The following is a 21215-nucleotide window of genomic DNA, read 5'->3' on the forward strand; positions in this document are numbered from 1 at the left end:
AGTAATTGCTTTGTTGATGTTTTCAAGTAATGAGCGATGAGCATCAGCAAACAGTAGCTATAAAGGTGGGGCTATTTTGCGCGCAGAATGTTACAAATGCGCTGCTACAAGTTGCATCAATCACAGGTTAAGGAGTACCTGTATTATTTGACCGGGAAAAATATGCGAACCTTTTGTATCACCATAATGGGAAAGATCCCGGCAGCCAAGATCAGTTCCAAAGATTGGATATCAAGTACTTGCAGCGATCATGTCTGCCTCAGGAATGGAATGTAATGTCATCTGCCGTGAATGTCACCCCGCTTTGATCGTTTCAATGGCCTACTCAAATAGACAATTTACGCTTTGCATTCATATATTCCGACGGAAGCATGTTGAACTTCGCTTTAAACGATTTAGCAAAATAGTTGGGCGTGGCAAATCCCGTGGAGTAAGAAATCTGGGAGACATTCAGGTCACTTTTTTCCAATAGTATAGCTGCCTTTTCCAGCTTGATGGTCCTGATAAATTCGACAGGAGTTTGCCCTGTTATCTCAAGGAGCTTGTTATAGAGCGTTCCCCGGCTCATACCCAGTTGCTTACTTAATTTTTCAACACCCAATTGTGGGCTGTTATCGATATTGTTGTCAATATAGGCCAGGATATTTGTCAGCAACTGCTGATTACCAGACAATACTTGCGGTTCGGGTCGGGTAACATCAATGTGCCTGGTGTATGTGTTTTTTAGAAGCCGGTTCAGCAAAAGCAGATTATTGATTTTGGCTTTGAGAATGTCAAAGTTGAATGGCTTGGTCAGATAGTCGTTGGCGCCTGAATTTAAGCCGCGAAGTTCCTGTTCCTCACCCGTCGATGCGGTCAGCAGTATCACCGGTATATGAGCAGTACGCTTATCAGACTTGATTTTCTGACTAAGCATGATGCCATCCATTTCAGGCATTGTGATATCACTGATAACTATTTCAGGATGTTGACTGAGCGCTTTTTGCCAGCCTTCCAATCCATTTGATGCCTCAATGACCCGGTAGAAGGGTTGCAGATTCTCTTTCAGATACGAGCGGAATTCCTCATTGTCTTCAATAATAAGGATGTCAGCTGTTCCGTTGCTTTGCAATTGAAACGCAGGAATTGATGGCTGGCTTGCTATGGGTTCAGAGGATTCGGTAACATTCGCGCGCATGGGCATAGTCGAGGGTGAAGGAGCGGCAGTTTCGGCGCTGTGATACGGCAGACAGACCGTAAATATGCTTCCATTTCCCGGCTCGCTCTCGACGCGGATGTATCCGTGGTGCATCTGAACAAATTCTTTTACGATGGACAGACCGATCCCGCTTCCCTGGTTCAATGTAGCAGGCGGGGAGTCATGCTGGAAAAAGCGTTCAAAAATCAGTTCATATTTGTCAGAAGGGATTCCAATGCCGGTATCCGATATCTGTATGTAAACGCAACGCTGTGCATCGCTTTCTTCGGATTTAAATATGGAGAGCATGATCCGGCCTTCTTTGGGCGTATGCTTAAAGGCATTGGAAAGCAAGTTCAGGATGACACGTTCGATCTTATTGGCATCGAAATCCATGTAAAGGATATCAAGCTGGCTATCGACTGTGAATTCAATGCCGTTGGTTTGAGACAGATAACGGAAGGATTCAGCCGTTTCCTTGATGAATGAGACGATTTCACCGGGTTGACTGTCAAGTTTCGATTCGTGCTCTTGCAGGCTTTTGAAATCCAGCAATTGGTCTACCAGATTGAGCAGGCGTTTTGCATTGCGCTTGATTCCCTCCACATATTGGGTTTTATCGACTGAGGTTCTGTTCAGCAGATGATCCAGCGGCGCAAGGATCAGCGAAATAGGCGTTCTGAGCTCGTGGCTTAGGTTGGTGAGAAATTTGATCTTCATTTCATCTACTTCCCGTTGGCGCTCTATTTCCCTATCATGTTGCTCCTGCCTGAATTTATTTTTAAGTTTTTGTATACCCTTGTGCCTGCTCAGGAATAACAAGCCAAAAAAGGCCGAAAAATAAAAAAAGTACGCATACATCGTCATGTAAAATGGTGGTCTAACCACAACCTGAATTGTCGTACCAGGTTCATTCCAGATCCCTTTGTAATTTCTGGCCTGGACTTGGAATGTGTAGGTGCCCGGACTCAGGTTGGTGTAGCTGGCGGTTTTGGAAAAACCAGCCTGGTGCCATTCACCGTCCAGACCTTCCAGACGGTAGCGAAACACCGTCTGCATCGGATCAGAGTAATTGAGCTCCGCGTAGGAGATCGAGAAATTCTGTTTGTAATCCAGATGAATGGATTTTGCAATGGAGATGTGTTCGCTGATAATCAAAGAATCAGACGGCGTTATGATTTTATTGCCAGCTCTTAATTCCTTTAAAATGACAGGCATATCATTATTATTCTGCCTGAGCGTACCGGTGTCCAGGTAATTGAAACCCTGAATGCCTCCAAACAACAACAAATTGTCCCGAGTACGGATGCCGGCCCCGAGCACAAAAGTGTAGTTTTGAAGCCCATTGTGCTGCGTAAAGTTGACGAAGCTTTTTGTTGCCTGATCAAGATAACTGATCCCCTGATTAGTACTGACCCAAATACGCCCCTGGGCATCTTCCAGAATTTGATGGACGACACCGTTAGCAAGGCCTTCCTTATGGTTAAAAACTGAGAACCGGCGCGTTTTTTTATTGAACTTGGCCAGTCCTTCCCCGCCGGTACCAACCCAGATATTGCCATTGCTGTCCTCATGAATAGAAAGTACAACGCCGCCGGGCAGGTTGCTGCTCTGCTTATCTAGCAGAATTGATTTTTTTAGCTCAGGATTATAGATCGCCAGGCCAGTACCATGCGAAGCGATCCAAATATTACCGCTCTTATCCTGATGAATAGCCCTGATATAACCATTGAGCGGAATCTCACGCTGTGGGAGGGGAATGGTAGGGTCGAAGTAGTTGGAAAACTGTTGTGTCCGCGGATCGAACAGGTTGACCCCTCCTCCGTTTGTGCCAATCCATAACCTTCCCTGCGTATCGGTTGTCATACAGAAAATGTCGTTGTTATTCAACGAGGATGCAGCATTGCCTTGTGTAAACTGCTGATAATGACCGTTCGCTGGATTGAGTGCAAAGAGCCCATCCTGAAAAGTCCCTATCCACAGCCGGTCAGGAGAGGACATTTCCAGCGACATGATCGCCAGACCGGAAGAGGCGAGTTTGTTTCTGGGATAAACCGGAATTTGAGTAAACAGGTTTGTTTGCCTGTGGTAGAGGTTTAACCCGCCACCGTCGGTGCCCACAAAAACGTCTCCATCTTTTTTTTCTGCAAATGATGTCACAAATGGAGCGCTTAAACTATGTGGATCATGCGGATCCGAGCGATAGAGGCCGAAAATCGTAAAGTTTTTGTCATACTTATTGATCCCACCCTTATAAGTGCCCAGCCAGAAAATTCCCTGCTTGTCGATAAGAATACTACGGACTGATTTATTTGTCACGCTGAATGGGGTTCGTGCATCGGGAGCATACCTGGTCACGTTTCCGGTACTGATATCCATCAGGTTCAGTCCGCCATCTGTGCAGATCCAGAGTCTTTGATGATTTTCTGCGGCAATCGCATAAATCATATTGCTGCTGATTGTTTTCTGATTGTTTACTTGATATCTGTAGGTCTGGATCCAGCTTCCGTCTGCTGCAAGCTTATACAGGCCGTCGGATGTGCCTACCCAAATATGGCCGAGCTGGTCACCTGAGATGGTTTTTACAAAACTACCGCTGTTTGGCGCACCATGCTCATAGTTGATATGCAAAAAGCGGCCGGTTTTGAAATCAAACCGGTACAGCCCTTTCTCGGTACCAATCCACATTTGCTTCTTTGAGTCTGCATACAAACTAAGGATCTGTCCGTTTGCAATCTGGGCGGGAACGCCCGCACGCTTGTCGAACCGCGTTATCCTGTGTGTTACCGGATTCACAATAAGCATCCCCGAATTGCCTGCAACCCATATTTCACCCTTGTGATCACTGGTGATCGCTGAAACAATTTCGTTGGCATTAATAGGGATGAAGGTGTCTTTCCGGCGGTTGTATAAATGAAGAGACCCCTGAACTGTACCGACCCAAATCTGCCCCAATTTGTCTTCATGAAGTGCGGAAATATCGTTTGACCGTAGACTTGACGGATCTGCCTGGTCGTGTTTATAAATCGTGAATTCCGTTCCATCATACTTATTGAGCCCATCATCAGTACCAAACCAAAGTAAACCGTATCGGTCTTTCAAAATGGTGTGCACTGTATTGGACGATAACCCATCCATGGAGGTAAGCGAAGTGAACTTAAGCAAGTCGTCTTTGGCACTGATCGGGCTAGTAGGGGCGATCCAGCAAAACACCAGAATGACTAGGGCAGAAAATATTATTTTGGGAGGGATTGGCATGGCACTGTCCAATTTTATACTTAATTTTTTATGAAACAAGCGCATTTTGAACATTTGTTACATTAGTTTTTACAAATGTTCTCACTTCAAACTCCCTGGTTGACCTACATTTGTTCGGCGATTAGTTAAATATATTATCGGAAAAATGATGGGCTTATGTCAATTACCTTACTGAAGCATCACAGTCGAAAAATATATTGTCATTTTGACAATAATCGTTGAAAAGTTTGTCAGAATATGCCTGAAAAGGTTTCGCGACGATTTAAATAGGAGCGGACCGATTCAGTAAAATGCGTATCGGATTGGATGAATTTTTTTTGAGTTTTTTAATAAGTGTCTTTTTAACATTTAACTATGAATCTATGAAGAATTGTCTACAAGTACTTTCTCTTTTCAGGGAAAGTTGGCTGAGCTGGTCGCTCGGCTTGCTGCTGGTGCTGCCATTACAGGTTGTCCATGCCGGTAAAAAGGCAGACCAACAGGTAATAGGGAAGGTTTCTGCTGATAACGGAGAGGTTCTGCCAGGTGTGAATGTCACTTTAAAAGGGAGCAGTATTGGAACCACCACTGACACCAAGGGGGAGTATTCGCTGAGTGTCCCTTCTGAAAGCAGTGTGCTTGTGTTTAGCTTTATTGGTTACAAAAAGCAGGAGGTCATCGTGGGCACAAAAACCAGGATTGATATCGCACTGGCCGCCGAGAACCAGGCTTTGGAAGAAATAGTCGTCATCGGCTACGGTACCCAGAAAAAGTCCTCACTGACGGGGGCCGTTTCTTCGGTCTCACCCAAGGAGCTCACTGCCTTGCCCGTCATCAGCGCGGAGCAGGCTCTGCAAGGTCGTGTGCCTGGCGTTCGGGTAGTCAATAATGGCAGCCCCGGCCAAACCCCCATTGTACGTATAAGGGGTATAGGTTCTATCAACTACGCTTCCGGGCCTCTTTATGTGATCGACGGGATCCCGGCAGGCGATCTGAACAACCTGGATCCGAAGGACATTGAATCACTGGAAGTATTGAAGGATGCGAGCTCGGCAGCGATTTACGGTTCCAGGGCGTCCAATGGTGTGATCATTATTACAACCAAAAAAGGATCGAAAGACGGTAAGCTGCATGTTAACCTGGACACCTATTTTGGTACACAATCCGCCTGGAAAAAACTCGATGTCCTTAACACGGATCAATACATTCAATATGCAACTGCTTTGCTTGGAAATGCCGGTATTGCAATGCCTGGCAGGCTTTCTGACCTGAACCAGCCTGTTTATCAGGGAGCTGCACAAACTTTTGCGCAAACACAGACCAACTGGCAGGATGTCATGTTCCGCAGCGCGCCAATTCAACAGCATCAGATCTCCGTTTCCGGAGGCAACACTGTTTCCCGTTTCTTTACTTCTGCCGGTTATTTTGACCAGGAAGGGATCATGATCGGGACAAATTACAAACGCGCCAATGTTCGCCTCAATTCCGACCACCAGGTTACCAAGTTCCTGAGCATTGGCCAGACCCTAACAGTATCTTACGATAAATCTCGGGGAGAACAGGGTTTTGGCGGAGGCCGCACGGCTGTGATGCAAATGATCCGGAACCTTCCTTACTGGCCTGTTACCGACCCAACCAGACCGGGTGGTTACAGCTCTCCGACAGCCGCCGACGGAAGTGATCCTGACAACCCGGTCCGTATTGCGCTGATGGATGTTACCCGAAACCAAAGGTTGAAATTGCTGGGATCTATTTTTGCCGAGGTGAAAATCACCAGCTTTCTGAAATACCGGTTCAGCTTTGGGGCGGATGTAGTTTCGGCCACTACCACCAATCAGTTCCCTATTTATAATGATGGTTTCAAATCGCGCACACAATATGAGATCCGCGACAGCCGTACCACGTATTTCTCGCCGGTACTGACCAATCAACTTACTTTTGAAAAGACTTTCGGTAAGCACCTGCTCAATGTCACGGCGATTGTGGACAAGCAAACTTTCCGCGCCAATACACTGAACGGGTCAGGGTACAGGCCAAATAATGACATCGATGAGTTGCAAGGCGTATCCAACCCGAGCGCTACGAGCTCACTGGACGAAAGCTCACTGATTTCGTATGTAGGACGTTTGAACTATGAATATGCAGGAAAATACCTGTTGAGTGGCTCCATTCGCCGAGACGGTTCGTCCCGTTTTGCGCCAGGGAACAAATGGGGGACTTTTCCATCGCTGTCGGTGGGATGGCGAATTAGCGAGGAAGAATTCCTGAAATCGATTCCACAGATCTCAGAACTGAAAATCCGCGCCAGCTACGGGCAAACTGGTTTCAATGGAATCGGAAGCTATGCCTGGCAGTCACTGGTTTCGGCCGATAACAGCAACTACGTATTTGGCGGAAACAAAGTACTTGGCTCGTATTTCAGTTCCCTGGCCAATACACAGCTGAAATGGGAAAGTACCACCATGACTAACCTCGGAATCGACCTGGCCTTATTCAATAACAGTGTCACATTCACCGCCGAAACCTATAAGAGAAATACCGACGGGCTATTACTTCAGGTACCGATCCCCAATTCTGTAGGTTATTCCTCCTCACCATTGTCCAACATTGGAAGCATGAAAAACTGGGGGTATGAATTCCAACTGGGTTACAGCAAAAATGATGGTGATTTCAAGTGGAATGCATCTGCTAATCTGGATATAACCAGAAACAAAGTCCTGAGCCTTGCTACGCCGAGCGCTACGCTCTTTTCAGGTTCCAATTCGGATTTCGGAGGCTTTGATATAACTAAAACCGAAGCAGGGCAGCCGATTCAATCCTTCTTTGGATGGCAGGTGGATGGTATTTTCCAAAATCAGGCCGAGATCAACGCGGCCAATGCATTAGACGGGAATGACAAAACCAAATATCAGGATCAGGCCGCGCCAGGTGATATTAAGTTCAAGGATTTGAATGGCGATGGTAAAATTGATGCTTCCGACCGGGCTTACAACGGCAGCTTTATTCCAAAGTTCAGCTACGGGGCCAATCTGGGAGGAAACTATAAAGGACTCGATTTTACGTTATATCTGCAAGGCGTTCAAGGCAACAAGATCTATAACGGAACCAAAGTGATCGAGCAAGGTATGTTGAGACTGTTCAATGCAGGTACGGATGTGCTAAATGCTTGGACGCCAAGTAATACCAGCACAGACGTGCCAAGAGCAATAAGCGGCGATCCAAACAACAACAGTCGTTCGAGCGATCGCTTTATTGAAAGCGGATCTTATATGCGGATTAAAAATATCAGCATCGGCTACACCATACCAGCTACGATCCTTTCGGCATTGACCAAGGAAACTATCACGAAAGCGCGGTTTTATATATCTGCGACTAACCTGCTGACTTTCACCAAGTACACAGGACTGGATCCTGAAATCGGGGTGAACGGATCCTCTACCGATTCGGGAACGCAACTGATCAATGGGATTGACTATGGAATGTATCCACAGCCCAGGACCTTGCAAGTGGGTTTGAGTGTAGGATTTTGACATTGAATCTTTTATCAAAGAAACTGATATGAAAAAGAGACTGATTACTATTTATGCCCTATTGTTCGGGATCGTATTTGCCTGTAAAGATGATACGCTTGAAAAGACCAACCCCAATGGAGTGACCGTGGATGGTTATTACAAAAACGGGGCAGAGCTGAGCAGCGGCGTCACCAGCGCGTATTCGATGCTGAAATCCAATAACCTGGTTGCCAGGGAATGGTTTTTCCTCCACGATCTGCGCAGCGATGATGTATCGGCAGGTGGAGGCCAGCTGGAAACACCGCGTAACCAGTTGCTGCTTGGTACGCACGATACCGGAAACTCGGTGATGGGCACGGTGTGGCTTGCTTACTACCGGATGATCCACCGCGCCAATGCGGTGGTGGACAACTCCGAAAAAGTGACCGACCTTGCCGATGCGGACAAAAAGAGGTTGCTGGGAGAAGCCCGTTTTTTGAGAGCTTATGCTTATTATGAGCTCGTTAGTCTTTGGGGCGCAGTACCGCTTTATAAAAATTATGTGCTCACGTTAGATGGGAGCTTACCAAGATCCCCTGCTGAGGATGTGTACGCTTACGTCATCGCCGAACTGCAGGCGATCCAAGCCGATCTGCCGGCTACTTACGACGCCGCTAACCAGGGCCGTGTTACCAAAGGAGCTGCACAAATGTTGCTGGCCAGGGTTCATTTGCAAAAAGGAGACTATGCCAATGCAAAAACTGAGTTGCTGAAAGTGTATAGTTCCGGGCTGTATGCTTTGGTGGATAACTATAACGACAACTTCCTGGAAGAAACCGAGTTTAACAAAGAGTCTATTTTCGAGGTTAATTTCTTCCCTTCTGGCGGGGTTTATAATTGGGACGGAGATGGAAACGGCGCCACTGCCGGTACCGAAACGGTTCGCACGCAGGAGTATTCGGCCATAGGATGGCGGAACGTGATCCCCTCCAATGGATTGCTTGGCGAGTTTGAAAAAACCGCAAAAGGCGATGCCAAGACAGACCCGCGCTATGACGACTCCTTTTATTTTACCGGTGAAAAATACAATAAGGGTGCTAACACGCTGACCGACGGACAACAAAACGGGAATTCATCGGTGGTAGATGGGGTAACCCAGAAAGTAAGCTGGCAGAAATATTCGCTTATGTATAAAATGAACGAATCATTTTTGACCGGAGCCATCAATCAGCGTATTATGCGATTTGCGGAAACGATCCTCTCACTGGCCGAAGTGGAAAATGAGGCAGGAAATATTGCCGAGGCCGTCAAATACCTGAACATGATCCGAGCACGTAAAAGCGTAAGTATGCCCGCCTATCCAACTACCAAGTTCCCTGTTTCGACCAAAGACCAGGTCTTCGCAGCGATCGTACATGAGAGACGTGTGGAGCAAAGCGGTGAACAGATCCGGAACCGTGATATTCTGAGATGGCGGAAACTAGGTAAGCTGAAAGCAGAGCCTATTTCATACTTCCAGGCGAATAAGATCGAATTACTGCCGATCCCGCAGCAAGAAGTAGATAACAACGCCAAAATCGAGCCGACAGACCAGAATCCTGGGTATTAAGTGTATTTCAATTCATGCAAAAGTATTCGTTTTCAGTTTATTCATTCATCTTTTTCCTCCTGCTTCTTTCTTGCAAAAAGAAGCAGGAGACCCTTTTCATTGCCCACAATTCGGAAGAAACCGGCATTACGTTTTCCAATGCATTGAATCCCAACGATTCCATTAATCCATTCACATTCACCAACTTTTACAATGGTGGGGGCGTAGGGATCGGGGATGTGAATAACGATGGCAAGCCTGATATTTTCTTTGGCGGAAACCAGGTCAGTTGCCGGTTATACCTCAGCAAAATCGATACGCTCGCGAAGAAATGGGCATTTGAAGACATTACAGAAGTGGCCGGCGTGAAAACAATACGCTGGTGTACAGGTGTTTCCATGGTGGATATCAATCAGGATGGCTTACTGGATATTTATGTAAGTGTTGCCCGACATCCCAAAATGAACTCGTCCGCTGATCCTGCCGCCTCGGAAAACTTACTTTTTGTAAACCAGGGTTTAGGTCAGAACAAACAGCCCAGGTTTAAGGAACTGGCAAAGGAATATGGTTTGAATGACCCGTCATTCACTGTTCAGACCGCCTTCTTCGATGCTGACCTTGACGGTGACCTGGATGCATACATGTTGAATTCTGCGCCCGATCTTCAAAATCCAAATTACTTGCGCCAAACTTATAACGACGGGTCTTACCCTAGCACGGGCAAGCTGTACCGGAACGAAGGCATTCGCGAAAATGGGATTCCGACTTTTACCAATATTTCAAAGGAAGCAGGTGTACGATACGAAGGACTCGGACTTGGATTGGCCGTAAGTGACTTAAATAAAGATGGTTACCCGGACATTTATTGTTCCAATGACTTCATCAGCAGCGATATTCTTTATCTTAATAATGGGTTTACCAATGCCGGACTGCCAGGTTTTAGCAATGTAATACGGGAAGCCACCTCGCACACCAGTTTGTATGGCATGGGGCTGGATGTAGCCGACATCAACAATGATACTTACCCGGACATTTTTCAATTGGATATGCTTCCGGAAGACAATTTTCGTCAAAAAAAGATGCTTGCAGGGCAGGATTATGACCGTAAGGAAATGAGTATTTCTGCTCAATACGGCTACCAGCTCCAATACATGCGGAATGTGTTGCAGCTCAACCTCGGCGCAGCTCCCAGTGAAAGTCAGGGCCAGGTACCCATGTTTAGTGAGGTAGGTTTGCTGGCAGGTGTTGCAAAGACCGATTGGAGCTGGGCGCCGCTGATCGCCGATTTTGACAATGACGGAAAGAAAGACATTTTCATCACCAACGGCTACCGTCGCGACGTGACCGACCGCGATTTTATACAGTTCAAGGAAGATTTTTCCAATTTTGGTACTAACGATTTCAAGCAGCAAAATGCATTGGAACTAATCAAAAAAGTACCCGAGGTGCAGATTGCCAACTATGCCTATCAAAACACAGGTAACCTTACTTTTTCCAATACCTCCAAAAATTGGGGACTCGACAAGCTTTCCTATTCCAATGGAGCAGCCTACGCGGACCTGGACGGTGACGGAGACCTGGATTTGGTGGTTAACAACATTGATTCAGAAGCTTTTATTTATCAGAATAGCAGCCGGGAAAAAGGTAACTCGAATTTTCTGAACATTGCATTGGAAGGTGTAAAAGGTAACCTGTCCGGAATCGGTGGTAAGGTCACGATCTGGACTGGTAAAGATCCGCAATATGCTGAATTGAGTGTCGTGCGAGGATTCCAGTCGTCTGTGGATCCGGTACTGCATTTTGGTATTGGGGATAAAAAACAGATCGACAGCCTGGAAGTAGTATGGCCGGGAGGAAAATCTCAAAAACTCTACAAAATCACGGCAAACAAACGGCTGGTTTTGAGCCAGAAGAATGCAATAGATTCAAGGAAGCTTGTTATGCCGAAACCCCAGCAATCCTATTTTACGAATATAACTAATCAATTAAATCTCGACTTTCAGCATTCAGAAGCGAATTTTGTCGATTTCAAGCAGACGGCGACGATGCATAAGATGCTATCGAAAAGTGGCTTTGCAATGGCGACAGGCGATGTAAACGGTGATGGTTTGGAGGATATTTTTGCCGGGGGGAGTTACGGCGCAGGCAAGCCCACTGTTTTTCTGCAAAAGGCGGGCGGGCATTTTGAGAAACGCATTGTTTCTCAGGATTCTTTGCATGAAAACACCGCCGCAGTTTTTCTGGATGCAGATCAGGACGGTGACCAGGACTTGCTGATCACAAACGGAGGGAATGAGCTGCCGGCCGTTGAGAAGGCATTTTACAAAGTGCAATTGTATTTGAATAGTGGTACCGGAAACTTTCAGCCTGCACTGAGTACTGCCTTGCCTGAACTCTCATTAAGTGCTTCCTGCATTGTCACCAATGATTTTGACAAAGACGGCGATCTTGATATTTTCATTGGAGGCCGCAGCATTCCGGGTAAATATCCCCTCCCAGCCAGCAGTTATCTGCTGAGGAACGATTCCAAAATGGGCCAGCCGCATTTTACGAATGTAACCTCGGAATTTTGCCCGGCGCTACTAAATATTGGCATGGTTTGCGGCGCTTTGTGGGCTGATACCAACCTGGACGGATTTGATGATCTCGTGCTTGCCGGGGAATGGATGCCTATCAGGATTTTTGAAAACAAAAAAGGCAGATCATTGAAACCCCAAACAGCCCCCAATGGCTTAAATCAGTATACGGGTTGGTGGAACAGTTTGGCCGCCAGTGATTTTGACCATGACGGGGACATTGATTTCATTGCCGGCAACGAGGGGTTGAACACTTTTTACCGCGCATCAGAAAAAGAGCCGATCAAAATGGTAGCAAAGGATTTCAATGGCGACGGCACTTTCGACCCGCTGATGGGATACTTTATTCAAGGTAAGCGCTACCCAAGTGTTCCCCGCGACGCATTGAACCAGCAGGTGATCCAGTTTCGCCGGAAATTCCCGCATTATGCGGATTATGCCAAAGTAACCTTCGACGAACTAGTTACCAGTGAGGAAATTAAGGATGCATTCAGCGCCGAAGCGACTTACCTGCAAAGTGCCTACATCGAAAACACCGGTGGCGGAAATTTCAAAATCCACGCATTGCCGGTAGAAGCGCAGAAGTCACCCGTGTTCGGGATTGTGACCGCGGACGTGAATGCCGACGGGCACGAGGACGTGGTACTGACTGGTAATTTTTATCCCAATGAAGTCAATATGGGCAGGCAGGACGCATCGACCGGGCTGCTGCTGCTGGGAAATGGTAAAGGAAATTTCAGAACTTCCCACTGTGCGGAAAGCGGATTAATGATCCATGGAGATGCCAGGAAAAGCAATTTTTTCAAAGGGGCCAACCAGGAACAATGGCTGCTGACTGCTATCAATTCCGGTCCCATTCAAATCAATAAATTAAACATTGTCAAATTTAAATAACGATCTATTTCATGACCATACCTTACCGATTAGCAATTATTCTGAGTATTTTTTATTGCGCTTCTGAAAATGTGGCTGCCCAATCCAATGCGGCGAAACCTAAGCCGCTCGTGAAGGATATTTATACGGCAGATCCTTCCGCGCATGTTTTTAACGGCAAGATTTACATTTATCCGTCGCATGATGTAGAATCAAATGTGCCGCAGGATGATGAAGGGGGGCATTTTAACATGCGCGACTACCATATTTTTTCAATGGACGATATCAATGGTCCGGCCAAAGACAATGGTGTGGCGCTGGATGTCAAAGATATTCCCTGGGCAGGAAGGCAGCTTTGGGCGCCCGATGCGGCTTTTAAAAATGGCACTTACTATCTCTATTTTCCCGTCAAGGATAAAAAGGATGTTTTCCGCATTGGTGTTGCAACCAGCAAATCGCCAACCGGGCCGTTCAAATCTGAGGCAAATCCCATTCCCGGTAGTTACAGCATTGATCCCGCAGTTTTTACGGACAAAGATGGAAAAACTTATATGTATTTCGGAGGCATCTGGGGCGGGCAATTGCAGCGCTGGCACACGGGGAAATATGATGCAAGCCTGAAAACCGATCTGGGAAAAGGGCGTGAAAACGAGCCTGCACTCACCGCAAAGGTTGCCCGGATGAAGGATAACATGCTGGTATTTGACGAATCACCTAAAAACGTTGTCATTCTGGACGAAAATGGTAAACCACTGCTAGCCAAAGATACCGACCGCCGTTTCTTCGAAGGAGCCTGGATGCACAGATTTGGAGACAAATACTATTTTTCCTACTCAACCGGCGACACGCATTTGCTTGCGTATGCCGTCAGCAGCTCACCTTATGGGCCTTTTACTTACAAAGGCGTGATCATGAAACCCGTTACAGGCTGGACTACCCATCATTCGATCATTGAGTTTAAAGGAAAATGGTACATCTTTTACCACGATGTGGAGCTATCCGGCAAAACGCATTTGAGGAACATCAAAGTAAGAGAACTCGCTCGCGAAAAGGACGGAAGTATCAAAACCATTAATCCTTGAACCCATTTGCAATAGCAACAGCCCTATTGAAATCATCATTAATAACATCATTATCATCGTTATGAATTTAGAAAGACGCGAATTCTTGTCAACCTTAACCCTGGCCGGGGCCGCTACTTTATTTTCCGGCAATTCGCTGTTAGCGTCAACATTGCCAGCCAAGGATAAGCTCGGTATTGCGCTGGTCGGGTTGGGTTATTACAGCACTGATTTGCTTGCACCGGCGCTCCAAATGACCGAAAAATGTTACCTCGCAGGGATTGTGACTGGCACACCGTCCAAAGCTGAGACCTGGAAAGCGAAGTACAACATTCCCGACAAAAACATTTACAACTACCAGAATTTCGACCAGATTGCCAATAATCCTGATATCGACATTGTGTATGTGGTTTTGCCCCCGTCCATGCACCGGGAATATGTAGTGCGTGCAGCGAAAGCAGGGAAACATGTTTTTTGCGAAAAGCCCATGGCACCTTCCGTGGCGGACTGTGAAGCAATGATCAGCGCTTGTAAAAGCAATAAAGTAAAGCTTGCTATCGGTTACCGCTGCCAGCACGATCCGAACATTCAGGCGGTGATGAAAGTCGCCAAAGAACAAAAATTCGGCAAAGTAAAAATGGTAAACAGCGCGGCAGGATATTTCGATGCGCGGACCGACCATTGGAAACAAAAGAAAGCACTGGGAGGCGGAGTAATGGGAGATATGGGTGTGTATGCATTGCAAGGAGCGAGGTTGGCGACGGGCGAGGAGCCTGTCAGTGTGTTTGCGCAAGCCTCAACTACCCGTCCTGAGATTTATAAGGAGGTGGAGGAAACAATGATGTTTATGCTGGACTTTCCCAGCGGTGCACGGGCGGCCTGCCAGACCAGCTTTGGAATCAATATGAATTATTTGCAGGTCAATTATGAAAAAGGTTGGGCAAAGCTGGAACCACAGTCAGGCTACAACGGGAATAAAGGGAGCATGTCGGATGGTACCCTCATTCAGTTTCCAATTAAAAACCAGCAGGCCAAACAATTGGACGAGGATTGTATGGCGCTTATCAACAACACCGACCTGATTGCGCCGGGTGAGGAGGGGCTGCGGGATATCCGAGTCGTAGAAGCGATTTACAAATCCGTAGCCTCAGGCCAAACGGTCAAAATCTAAACTGCCGAACTGATGGAAATGAATAAAACGCAAATCGAGTTGTCACTGGCCACATATATGTTCGGTAAGGCTGATCAGCAAACGAAGGAAATTATCGAGGGCTGGATAAGTAAGGAACGAAATCTACCCGCGTTTTACGACATGTTGCTTAGGTTTGAATCAGAACACCCTGTTTTTGAAAGTAATGCCGAACGTGCACTATTGTTATGCAAGGCCCGACTAAACTTTATAACTCATTCATGATGCGAATAATTTTCTGCCTGCTGCTGACAGCGATGACCATCATCGCCTCTGCTCAAAATGTCCCGCTTGAAATGCCAACCGGGTTCGACTCGGCCAGACCAGGTTCGGTTGCTGGAAAAATCGATACGGTGCAGTACCAGTCCAAAACAGTAGGCAATGCCCGAAAAGCATTGGTTTACACCCCGCCAGGTTACAACAAAAAGAAAAAGTACCCGGTCCTGTATTTATTGCATGGCATTGGAGGGGATGAAAAAGAATGGCTCAAAGGCGGAAATCCGCAGCTGATACTGGACAATTTATACGCGGAAAAGAAAATAGAGCCAATGATCGTGGTCATGCCCAACGGAAGGGCAATGAAAGACGACCAGGCGACCGGTAATATCATGGCCCCGGATAAGGTGGCAGCATTTGCGACCTTTGAGAAAGACCTGCTGACGGATTTGATCCCATTTATTGAAAAGAAATACCCTGTACTCAGCGACCGCGAACACCGGGCAATAGCAGGCCTTTCAATGGGAGGCGGGCAGTCGCTCAACTTCGGGCTGGGTAACCTGGATCAGTTTGCCTGGGTGGGAGGTTTTTCATCGGCCCCCAATACGAAAAAACCCGAAGAACTTATGCCGAACCCAGAGGAAGCGAAAAAGAAGCTGAAACTGCTCTGGATCTCCTGTGGTGATAACGACAGGCTCATTACATTCAGCAAACGCACGCACGACTACCTGTTTGAGCATCAGGTACCTCACGTGTACTACATTGAGCCGGGCGTACATGACTTCAAGGTATGGAAGAATGGATTGTATATGTTTTCCCAATTTCTGTTCAAACCCGTTGATGTGGCCTCCTTGCCTAAATATACCATTCTGGGAACACCTGCGGCGACCAACATTCGCTCAGCGAAATACCCGCAGATCTTGCCCGATAACCGCGTCATATTTAAGGTAAAAGCACCGCAGGCGCAGAAGGTACAGGTTGATCTGGGGAAAAAGTATGATATGGTCAAAGACACCGCCGGAGTATGGTCGGCAACGACCGATTCCATTGGCAAAGGATTTCATTACTATTCATTACTGATCGATGGGGTTGCATTGGCCGATCCGGCCAGCGAAACCTTTTACGGTATGGGGCGGATGGCCAGCGGAATTGAAATTCCATACCGCGACGGCGCCTACTATGCGATGCGCGAGGTGCCCCACGGAGAGATCAGGATCAAGAGCTACCTGTCCAAAGCCAGTAACACCTGGCGCGAAATGTATGTTTACACACCTCCGGGCTACGACCAGTCAACGGAAAAGTACCCGGTACTCTATCTTTTACATGGCGGCGGCGAGGATCAGCGAGGCTGGTCGACCCAGGGGAAAACGAACCTGATCCTCGATAATCTGATCGCAGAAGGAAAGGCCAAACCCATGCTGATCGTCATGCTGGACGGAAATCTGGGTAGTCCGATGGGGCCGGGTAGTATGGCAACAGCCGGTGATAGTTTCCTGAAAATCTTTGAAAGTGAATTGAAGCTGGGTGCGATACCCTTCGTTGAAAGTAGCTTCCGGGTGCAAGCCGATGCCGCGCACCGGGCGCTGGCAGGCCTTTCCATGGGTGGGATACAGACATTGTATGCAGGTGTGAAAAACACCGACCTGTTTTCGTCGCTGGGCGTATTCAGTTCGGGCTGGTTTGCCAACAATGCAGCATTGTCAGGCACGCATTATGAATTTGCCAAAGCCAATGCTACGACGATCAACAGCAACCTGAAAAACTTCTGGATATCGATGGGCGGAGAGGAAGACATTGCCTACAAAAACTGCAAGATCATGCTTTCGAAGTATGATGAGCTGGGCATTAAATACAAATACAGCGAATACCCGGGGGGCCATACCTGGCCGGTGTGGCGGCACGACTTGTTCTCGTTTTCGCAGCTGCTGTTTAAATAAGTGTTGTTTCTCAAATCATTACCAATTCAGAATTGATGAAAAATTCATTCATGGGGATAATAAGCAGTTTTGGATTGTGTTCTATACTGCTGGCTTCACATAATCTTCTGGCACAAAAAACTTTAAAGGAAGCTTATAAGGATTTCTTTCCGATTGGGGTGGCAGTTTCGGTAAGAGGTCTTACAGGCCCTGACGCAGATCTGATCACGCGCCAATTTAACAGCGTTACGCCGGAAAATGCCATGAAAATGGGCCCTATTCACCCCGAACCCAACCTGTATGCGTGGCAGGGTCCCGACGCTATCGTCGCATTTGCCGAAAAGAATGGTATGAAGGTGCGCGGGCATACGCTATGCTGGCATAACCAGACACCGAAATGGTTTTTTACCGATTCCTTGGGAAAGCAGGTAACCCGTGAAGTACTGCTGGCGCGATTGAAGCAGCATATCAATGATGTGGTCGGCCGTTACAAAGGGAAGATATACGCCTGGGATGTGGTCAACGAAGCGGTCACGGATACAGGTACCAGCATTTACCGCCGCTCAAAATTCTATGAGATCATCGGGGAGGATTATATCGCGAAAGCATTTGAATATGCCCACGCCGCCGATCCAACTGCGAAGCTTTTTTATAATGATTATAATACAGAAAGTGCTTCCAAAAGGGAGAAGATCTTTCAACTTTTGAAAAAACTAAAAGAAAAGAATGTCCCCATTGACGGGGTGGGCCTGCAAGGTCATTGGTCAATATATGAACCTACTGCTGCCGAACTTGAAAAATCCATTACCCAGTTTGCGAGCCTGGGTTTGGCGGTGCAGATCACGGAACTGGATGTTTCGGTCCATCCCAAGGAGCACGAGCGGCGCGAGCACCGCCCGACAGACAATAGTACGCTGACAGCCGAAATGGTTACCCGGCAGACTGCCCAATACAAGATGATATTTGATACATTCCGAAAACACAAAGGCACGATCACCGGCGTCACATTCTGGAATGTTTCAGACAAATCGACCTGGCTGGATAACTTCCCGGTGCCAAACCGAAAGGATTATCCGCTCTTGTTTGACCAGAATTTGCAGCCCAAGGAGGCATTCCATCAAGTAGTAGGTTTTTCACATTGACGTCGGCCTACACTATTTTGCCTTGACAATATTAAGTCGGTTGAGCAAGGTCGAACGAGCGCCGTCAGGTAATGGAAGCTCATTTTGTTGAATGGTAATACTGTCCTGGCCGATCAAATCGATCTGGTTCAGATTGACCGTCATGGAGCGGGATAGGCGATAAAAATACCAGGGCAATTGTTCGGCGATCTTCCCCATGTGGATCCAGACCTGAATATAAGAATAGAGATGATTGGGGAACATTCGCTGGTGGGCGTCACGTGTAAGAAATAGCTTGGAATGTGCCCGATCAGCGAGAATGTAAGCTATTTCCTGTTTTTTAAAACGCATAAGTCCTTTATTCCCCGGGATATGAATGCTTTCAAGGGCTTTTCCGGAGCCAGGGAAGAGGTAGTTGCCTTGTTCAAGATTATGCGCCACGATCTTTACCTGGGTAACTACTTCTCTCATATCCAGTGGCTTAATTAGGAAAGAAGTGGGGTGGGTTTTTTTGCTTTTTTCAATAATTTCATCCGACGATTCGCCTGATATGTAAATAACCGCTATCGAATTGTTCCTCACAAGTTCGTTGGCAATCACAATCCCATTTTCAGGCCCGTTCAGATTGATATCGACAAGCGCAATATCCACAGCATTTTTTGACAGAATTTCATTGGTACTGTGCTGATTGTCGGCGATACCGCAAACCTGAAACCCTTCCAGCATGAGGTGATGCGAAATTCTTTCGGCCAAAAGCGTATCGTCTTCGATGATGATCACATTAAACATAACTCTCTGTATTTAACTCTTTACTGTTGAAGATCTTACTGAGTTTTGATTTTCTGGACAATGGAAATGAAAGCGTAAACTCGCATCCTGCCTCATTTTTAAATGCCTGTTTTCCTTTCAGCTTCTTCGTCAGCAGCTCAATGATCCTGACCCCGAATGTGTTTTTATGCGCACCTTTATCAAACCCGGGACCGTTGTCCCTGAAAGTAAGATTTATCCAACCGTCGTTTAAAGTAAGCGATAAGTGAAGCTCCGGGTCTGCGTTGTGATTAAATGCGTGTTTTGAAGCATTCGTAGTGAGTTCGTTGATAATGAGGCAAACCGGGATCGCCTGCTCCACGTGCAATAGAAAATCCTGGATGTCAAAATTAACATCTATCCTGTTCGGAAGCTGATGAAGGCTTTTGCGGACGAGAGCCGGAATAAACGTATGTATCTCAATGGCATCCTGATAGTCGGTGTTGTAAAGATCCCGGTGAATAAGGGATATTGTTTCTACTCTGGACAAACTTTCTTTCAAAACATAGATCGACGCGGGATCAGATAACTGAAAAATTTGTAATTCGATCAAATCGGCAACGGATTGCAGGTCGTTCCTGATACGATGACTTTGTTCCTTGACGAGTTCTTTGTTCAGGTGGCTCAGGCGACGGTATTTCTGGTACAAATGGAAAAAGAAGTAACCCGTCACCATGAAGATAACGCACGCAGTCAGAATGCCCAAAGTAATCCGCTGCTGATAATTTTCATTTTTCCGTAGCAATGCCAGTTCCTTTTTTTGATGCTGGATACTGAGCTCCTTTTTTTCATTTTCAAACAGTAACGTGAGCCCGTCCACAGCGCTTTTTTTGTACGCATCGCGCTGGAAAAGAACGTATTCACTGTATTTTTCCCGGTAATAAAATGCCCGTTTGTAGTCGCCGGTTTGCTGGAAATACCTGGATAGGTCCAGTTGCAATTTAAACGACTGACTGACCACGCCGGATTTTTGCAGCGAATCACTCCATTTTTTTGCCCTGTCGATCCAGGGTTTGGCGTCCGCGGGACGTCGTTGGTCTAAAAACGACGACGCCGCAGTCAGGTATACTTCACACGCGCCCGCTGGCTTTTGGATGGAATCAAAAATCATGGCAGCCTTTTGGAAATAATCTGCACCTCTTTTAAAATCTCCTTTCATAAGCCAGGAGCTCGCCATACTTTGGTACAGCAGTGCTACATCGGTGGGAAGGTCAAGTTCTCTGGCAATTTCAAGCGATCGCGTAAAAAAGTAAATTGCGCTGTCGGGCGAGGGCTTGATAAAAAGTGTCAACGGGGATTGCCCGAGTTCTTCGGGTGTCCTGGAGTAAATTCCGCCCGATAAACGGTAACTGATCATCATACCTCTTTTGGACCCCGACTGACTAAGATTTTCAATGGCCAGTTTGACATATTCAAGGTGGCCAGCCATGTTGTTCTGATAGCCCTCACATTCGCTCATGATCGAGTAAACCTTACCCAGATCTTCGGATGGGCCCATTGGCTTCCGGATCTTTAAGGAACGCTGCAACCATTTCGTTGCCTGATAAAAGTCGTTTAATCCAATATATCGCTTACCCAGCCGGTAGCACATCTCGGCAATTTCGAGCGAGTCGCCACTTTCCACTGCTATTTTGTAATCCTGCTGTGTTTCGATCAATCGTGAGTAGGCGGTTTTACTTTGATATTGAGCGTGGCTGTCAGGTGCAGATACGACGATGCAAGCGAGTGCAAGCAGTAAGAGCAGTTCTTTGAGACGATACATAATGGCAGGGGCTGAGAAGCAAGGCTAATTGTAAATTTAGGTAATCTCGACAACAAAAAACGCGTCTTTACGGGAAGATTAATCAGCGATTTCTTTGTTTGAAATAATGCCCGTTTCGGAAGAAAAAGAAGGTGTTTGGGAATAAATTCGGCAGTGATGCCCGGAAAATTATGAGCTTCCTATATAAATAATTTTAGTCAT

General features: G+C 46.7%; 10 protein-coding genes. 7 read left to right on the forward strand and 3 right to left on the reverse strand.

Going from position 1 to position 21215, the window contains the following annotated elements; genetic code table 11:
• Positions 1 to 325: 325 nt before the first annotated feature.
• Positions 326 to 4435, reverse strand: coding sequence for a two-component regulator propeller domain-containing protein (locus tag ABIO93_RS12655; RefSeq protein WP_348068109.1), 4110 nt, complete (start codon positions 4433 to 4435; stop codon positions 326 to 328).
• Positions 4436 to 4797: 362 nt separating this feature from the next.
• On the opposite strand from ABIO93_RS12655, the gene ABIO93_RS12660 reads away from it, so the two are divergent.
• The 7 genes from ABIO93_RS12660 to ABIO93_RS12690 all read left to right on the forward strand — a co-directional run bounded on the left by ABIO93_RS12660 (position 4798) and on the right by ABIO93_RS12690 (position 18466).
• The gene (locus ABIO93_RS12660) at positions 4798 to 7944 is read left to right on the forward strand and encodes a TonB-dependent receptor (protein ID WP_348068111.1); all 3147 of its coding nucleotides are present in this window, start codon (positions 4798 to 4800) and stop codon (positions 7942 to 7944) included.
• Between the two features lie 28 nt (positions 7945 to 7972).
• The gene (locus ABIO93_RS12665; protein ID WP_348068113.1) at positions 7973 to 9514 is read left to right on the forward strand and encodes a RagB/SusD family nutrient uptake outer membrane protein; all 1542 of its coding nucleotides are present in this window, start codon (positions 7973 to 7975) and stop codon (positions 9512 to 9514) included.
• Positions 9515 to 9528: 14 nt separating this feature from the next.
• On the forward strand, positions 9529 to 12963 hold the full coding sequence (locus ABIO93_RS12670; RefSeq protein ID WP_348068115.1) for a VCBS repeat-containing protein: 3435 nt from the start codon (positions 9529 to 9531) through the stop codon (positions 12961 to 12963).
• Between the two features lie 11 nt (positions 12964 to 12974).
• Positions 12975 to 14024 (forward strand): glycoside hydrolase family 43 protein, encoded by a 1050-nt coding sequence (locus ABIO93_RS12675; RefSeq protein ID WP_348068117.1) that lies wholly within the window; start codon positions 12975 to 12977, stop codon positions 14022 to 14024.
• Between the two features lie 61 nt (positions 14025 to 14085).
• Positions 14086 to 15174, forward strand: coding sequence for a Gfo/Idh/MocA family oxidoreductase (locus tag ABIO93_RS12680; RefSeq protein ID WP_348068119.1), 1089 nt, complete (start codon positions 14086 to 14088; stop codon positions 15172 to 15174).
• Between the two features lie 239 nt (positions 15175 to 15413).
• Positions 15414 to 17345, forward strand: coding sequence for an alpha/beta hydrolase-fold protein (locus ABIO93_RS12685; protein ID WP_348068121.1), 1932 nt, complete (start codon positions 15414 to 15416; stop codon positions 17343 to 17345).
• A 35-nt stretch (positions 17346 to 17380) separates the two neighbouring features.
• Positions 17381 to 18466, forward strand: coding sequence for an endo-1,4-beta-xylanase (locus ABIO93_RS12690; RefSeq protein ID WP_348068123.1), 1086 nt, complete (start codon positions 17381 to 17383; stop codon positions 18464 to 18466).
• Positions 18467 to 18478: 12 nt separating this feature from the next.
• Here ABIO93_RS12690 and ABIO93_RS12695 read toward each other — a convergent pair whose 3' ends face one another.
• Entirely contained in the window at positions 18479 to 19234 is a 756-nt protein-coding gene (locus tag ABIO93_RS12695) for a response regulator (RefSeq protein WP_348068125.1), read from the reverse strand.
• A complete protein-coding gene (locus ABIO93_RS12700; RefSeq protein ID WP_348068127.1) occupies positions 19227 to 21014 on the reverse strand; it encodes a sensor histidine kinase in 1788 nt (595 codons plus the stop codon). Before ABIO93_RS12700 ends, ABIO93_RS12695 begins: the two co-directional genes overlap by 8 nt.
• Between the last annotated feature and the right edge of the window lie 201 nt (positions 21015 to 21215).

The organism is Dyadobacter sp. (assembly GCF_039919315.1).
Lineage (GTDB): Bacteria > Bacteroidota > Bacteroidia > Cytophagales > Spirosomataceae > Dyadobacter.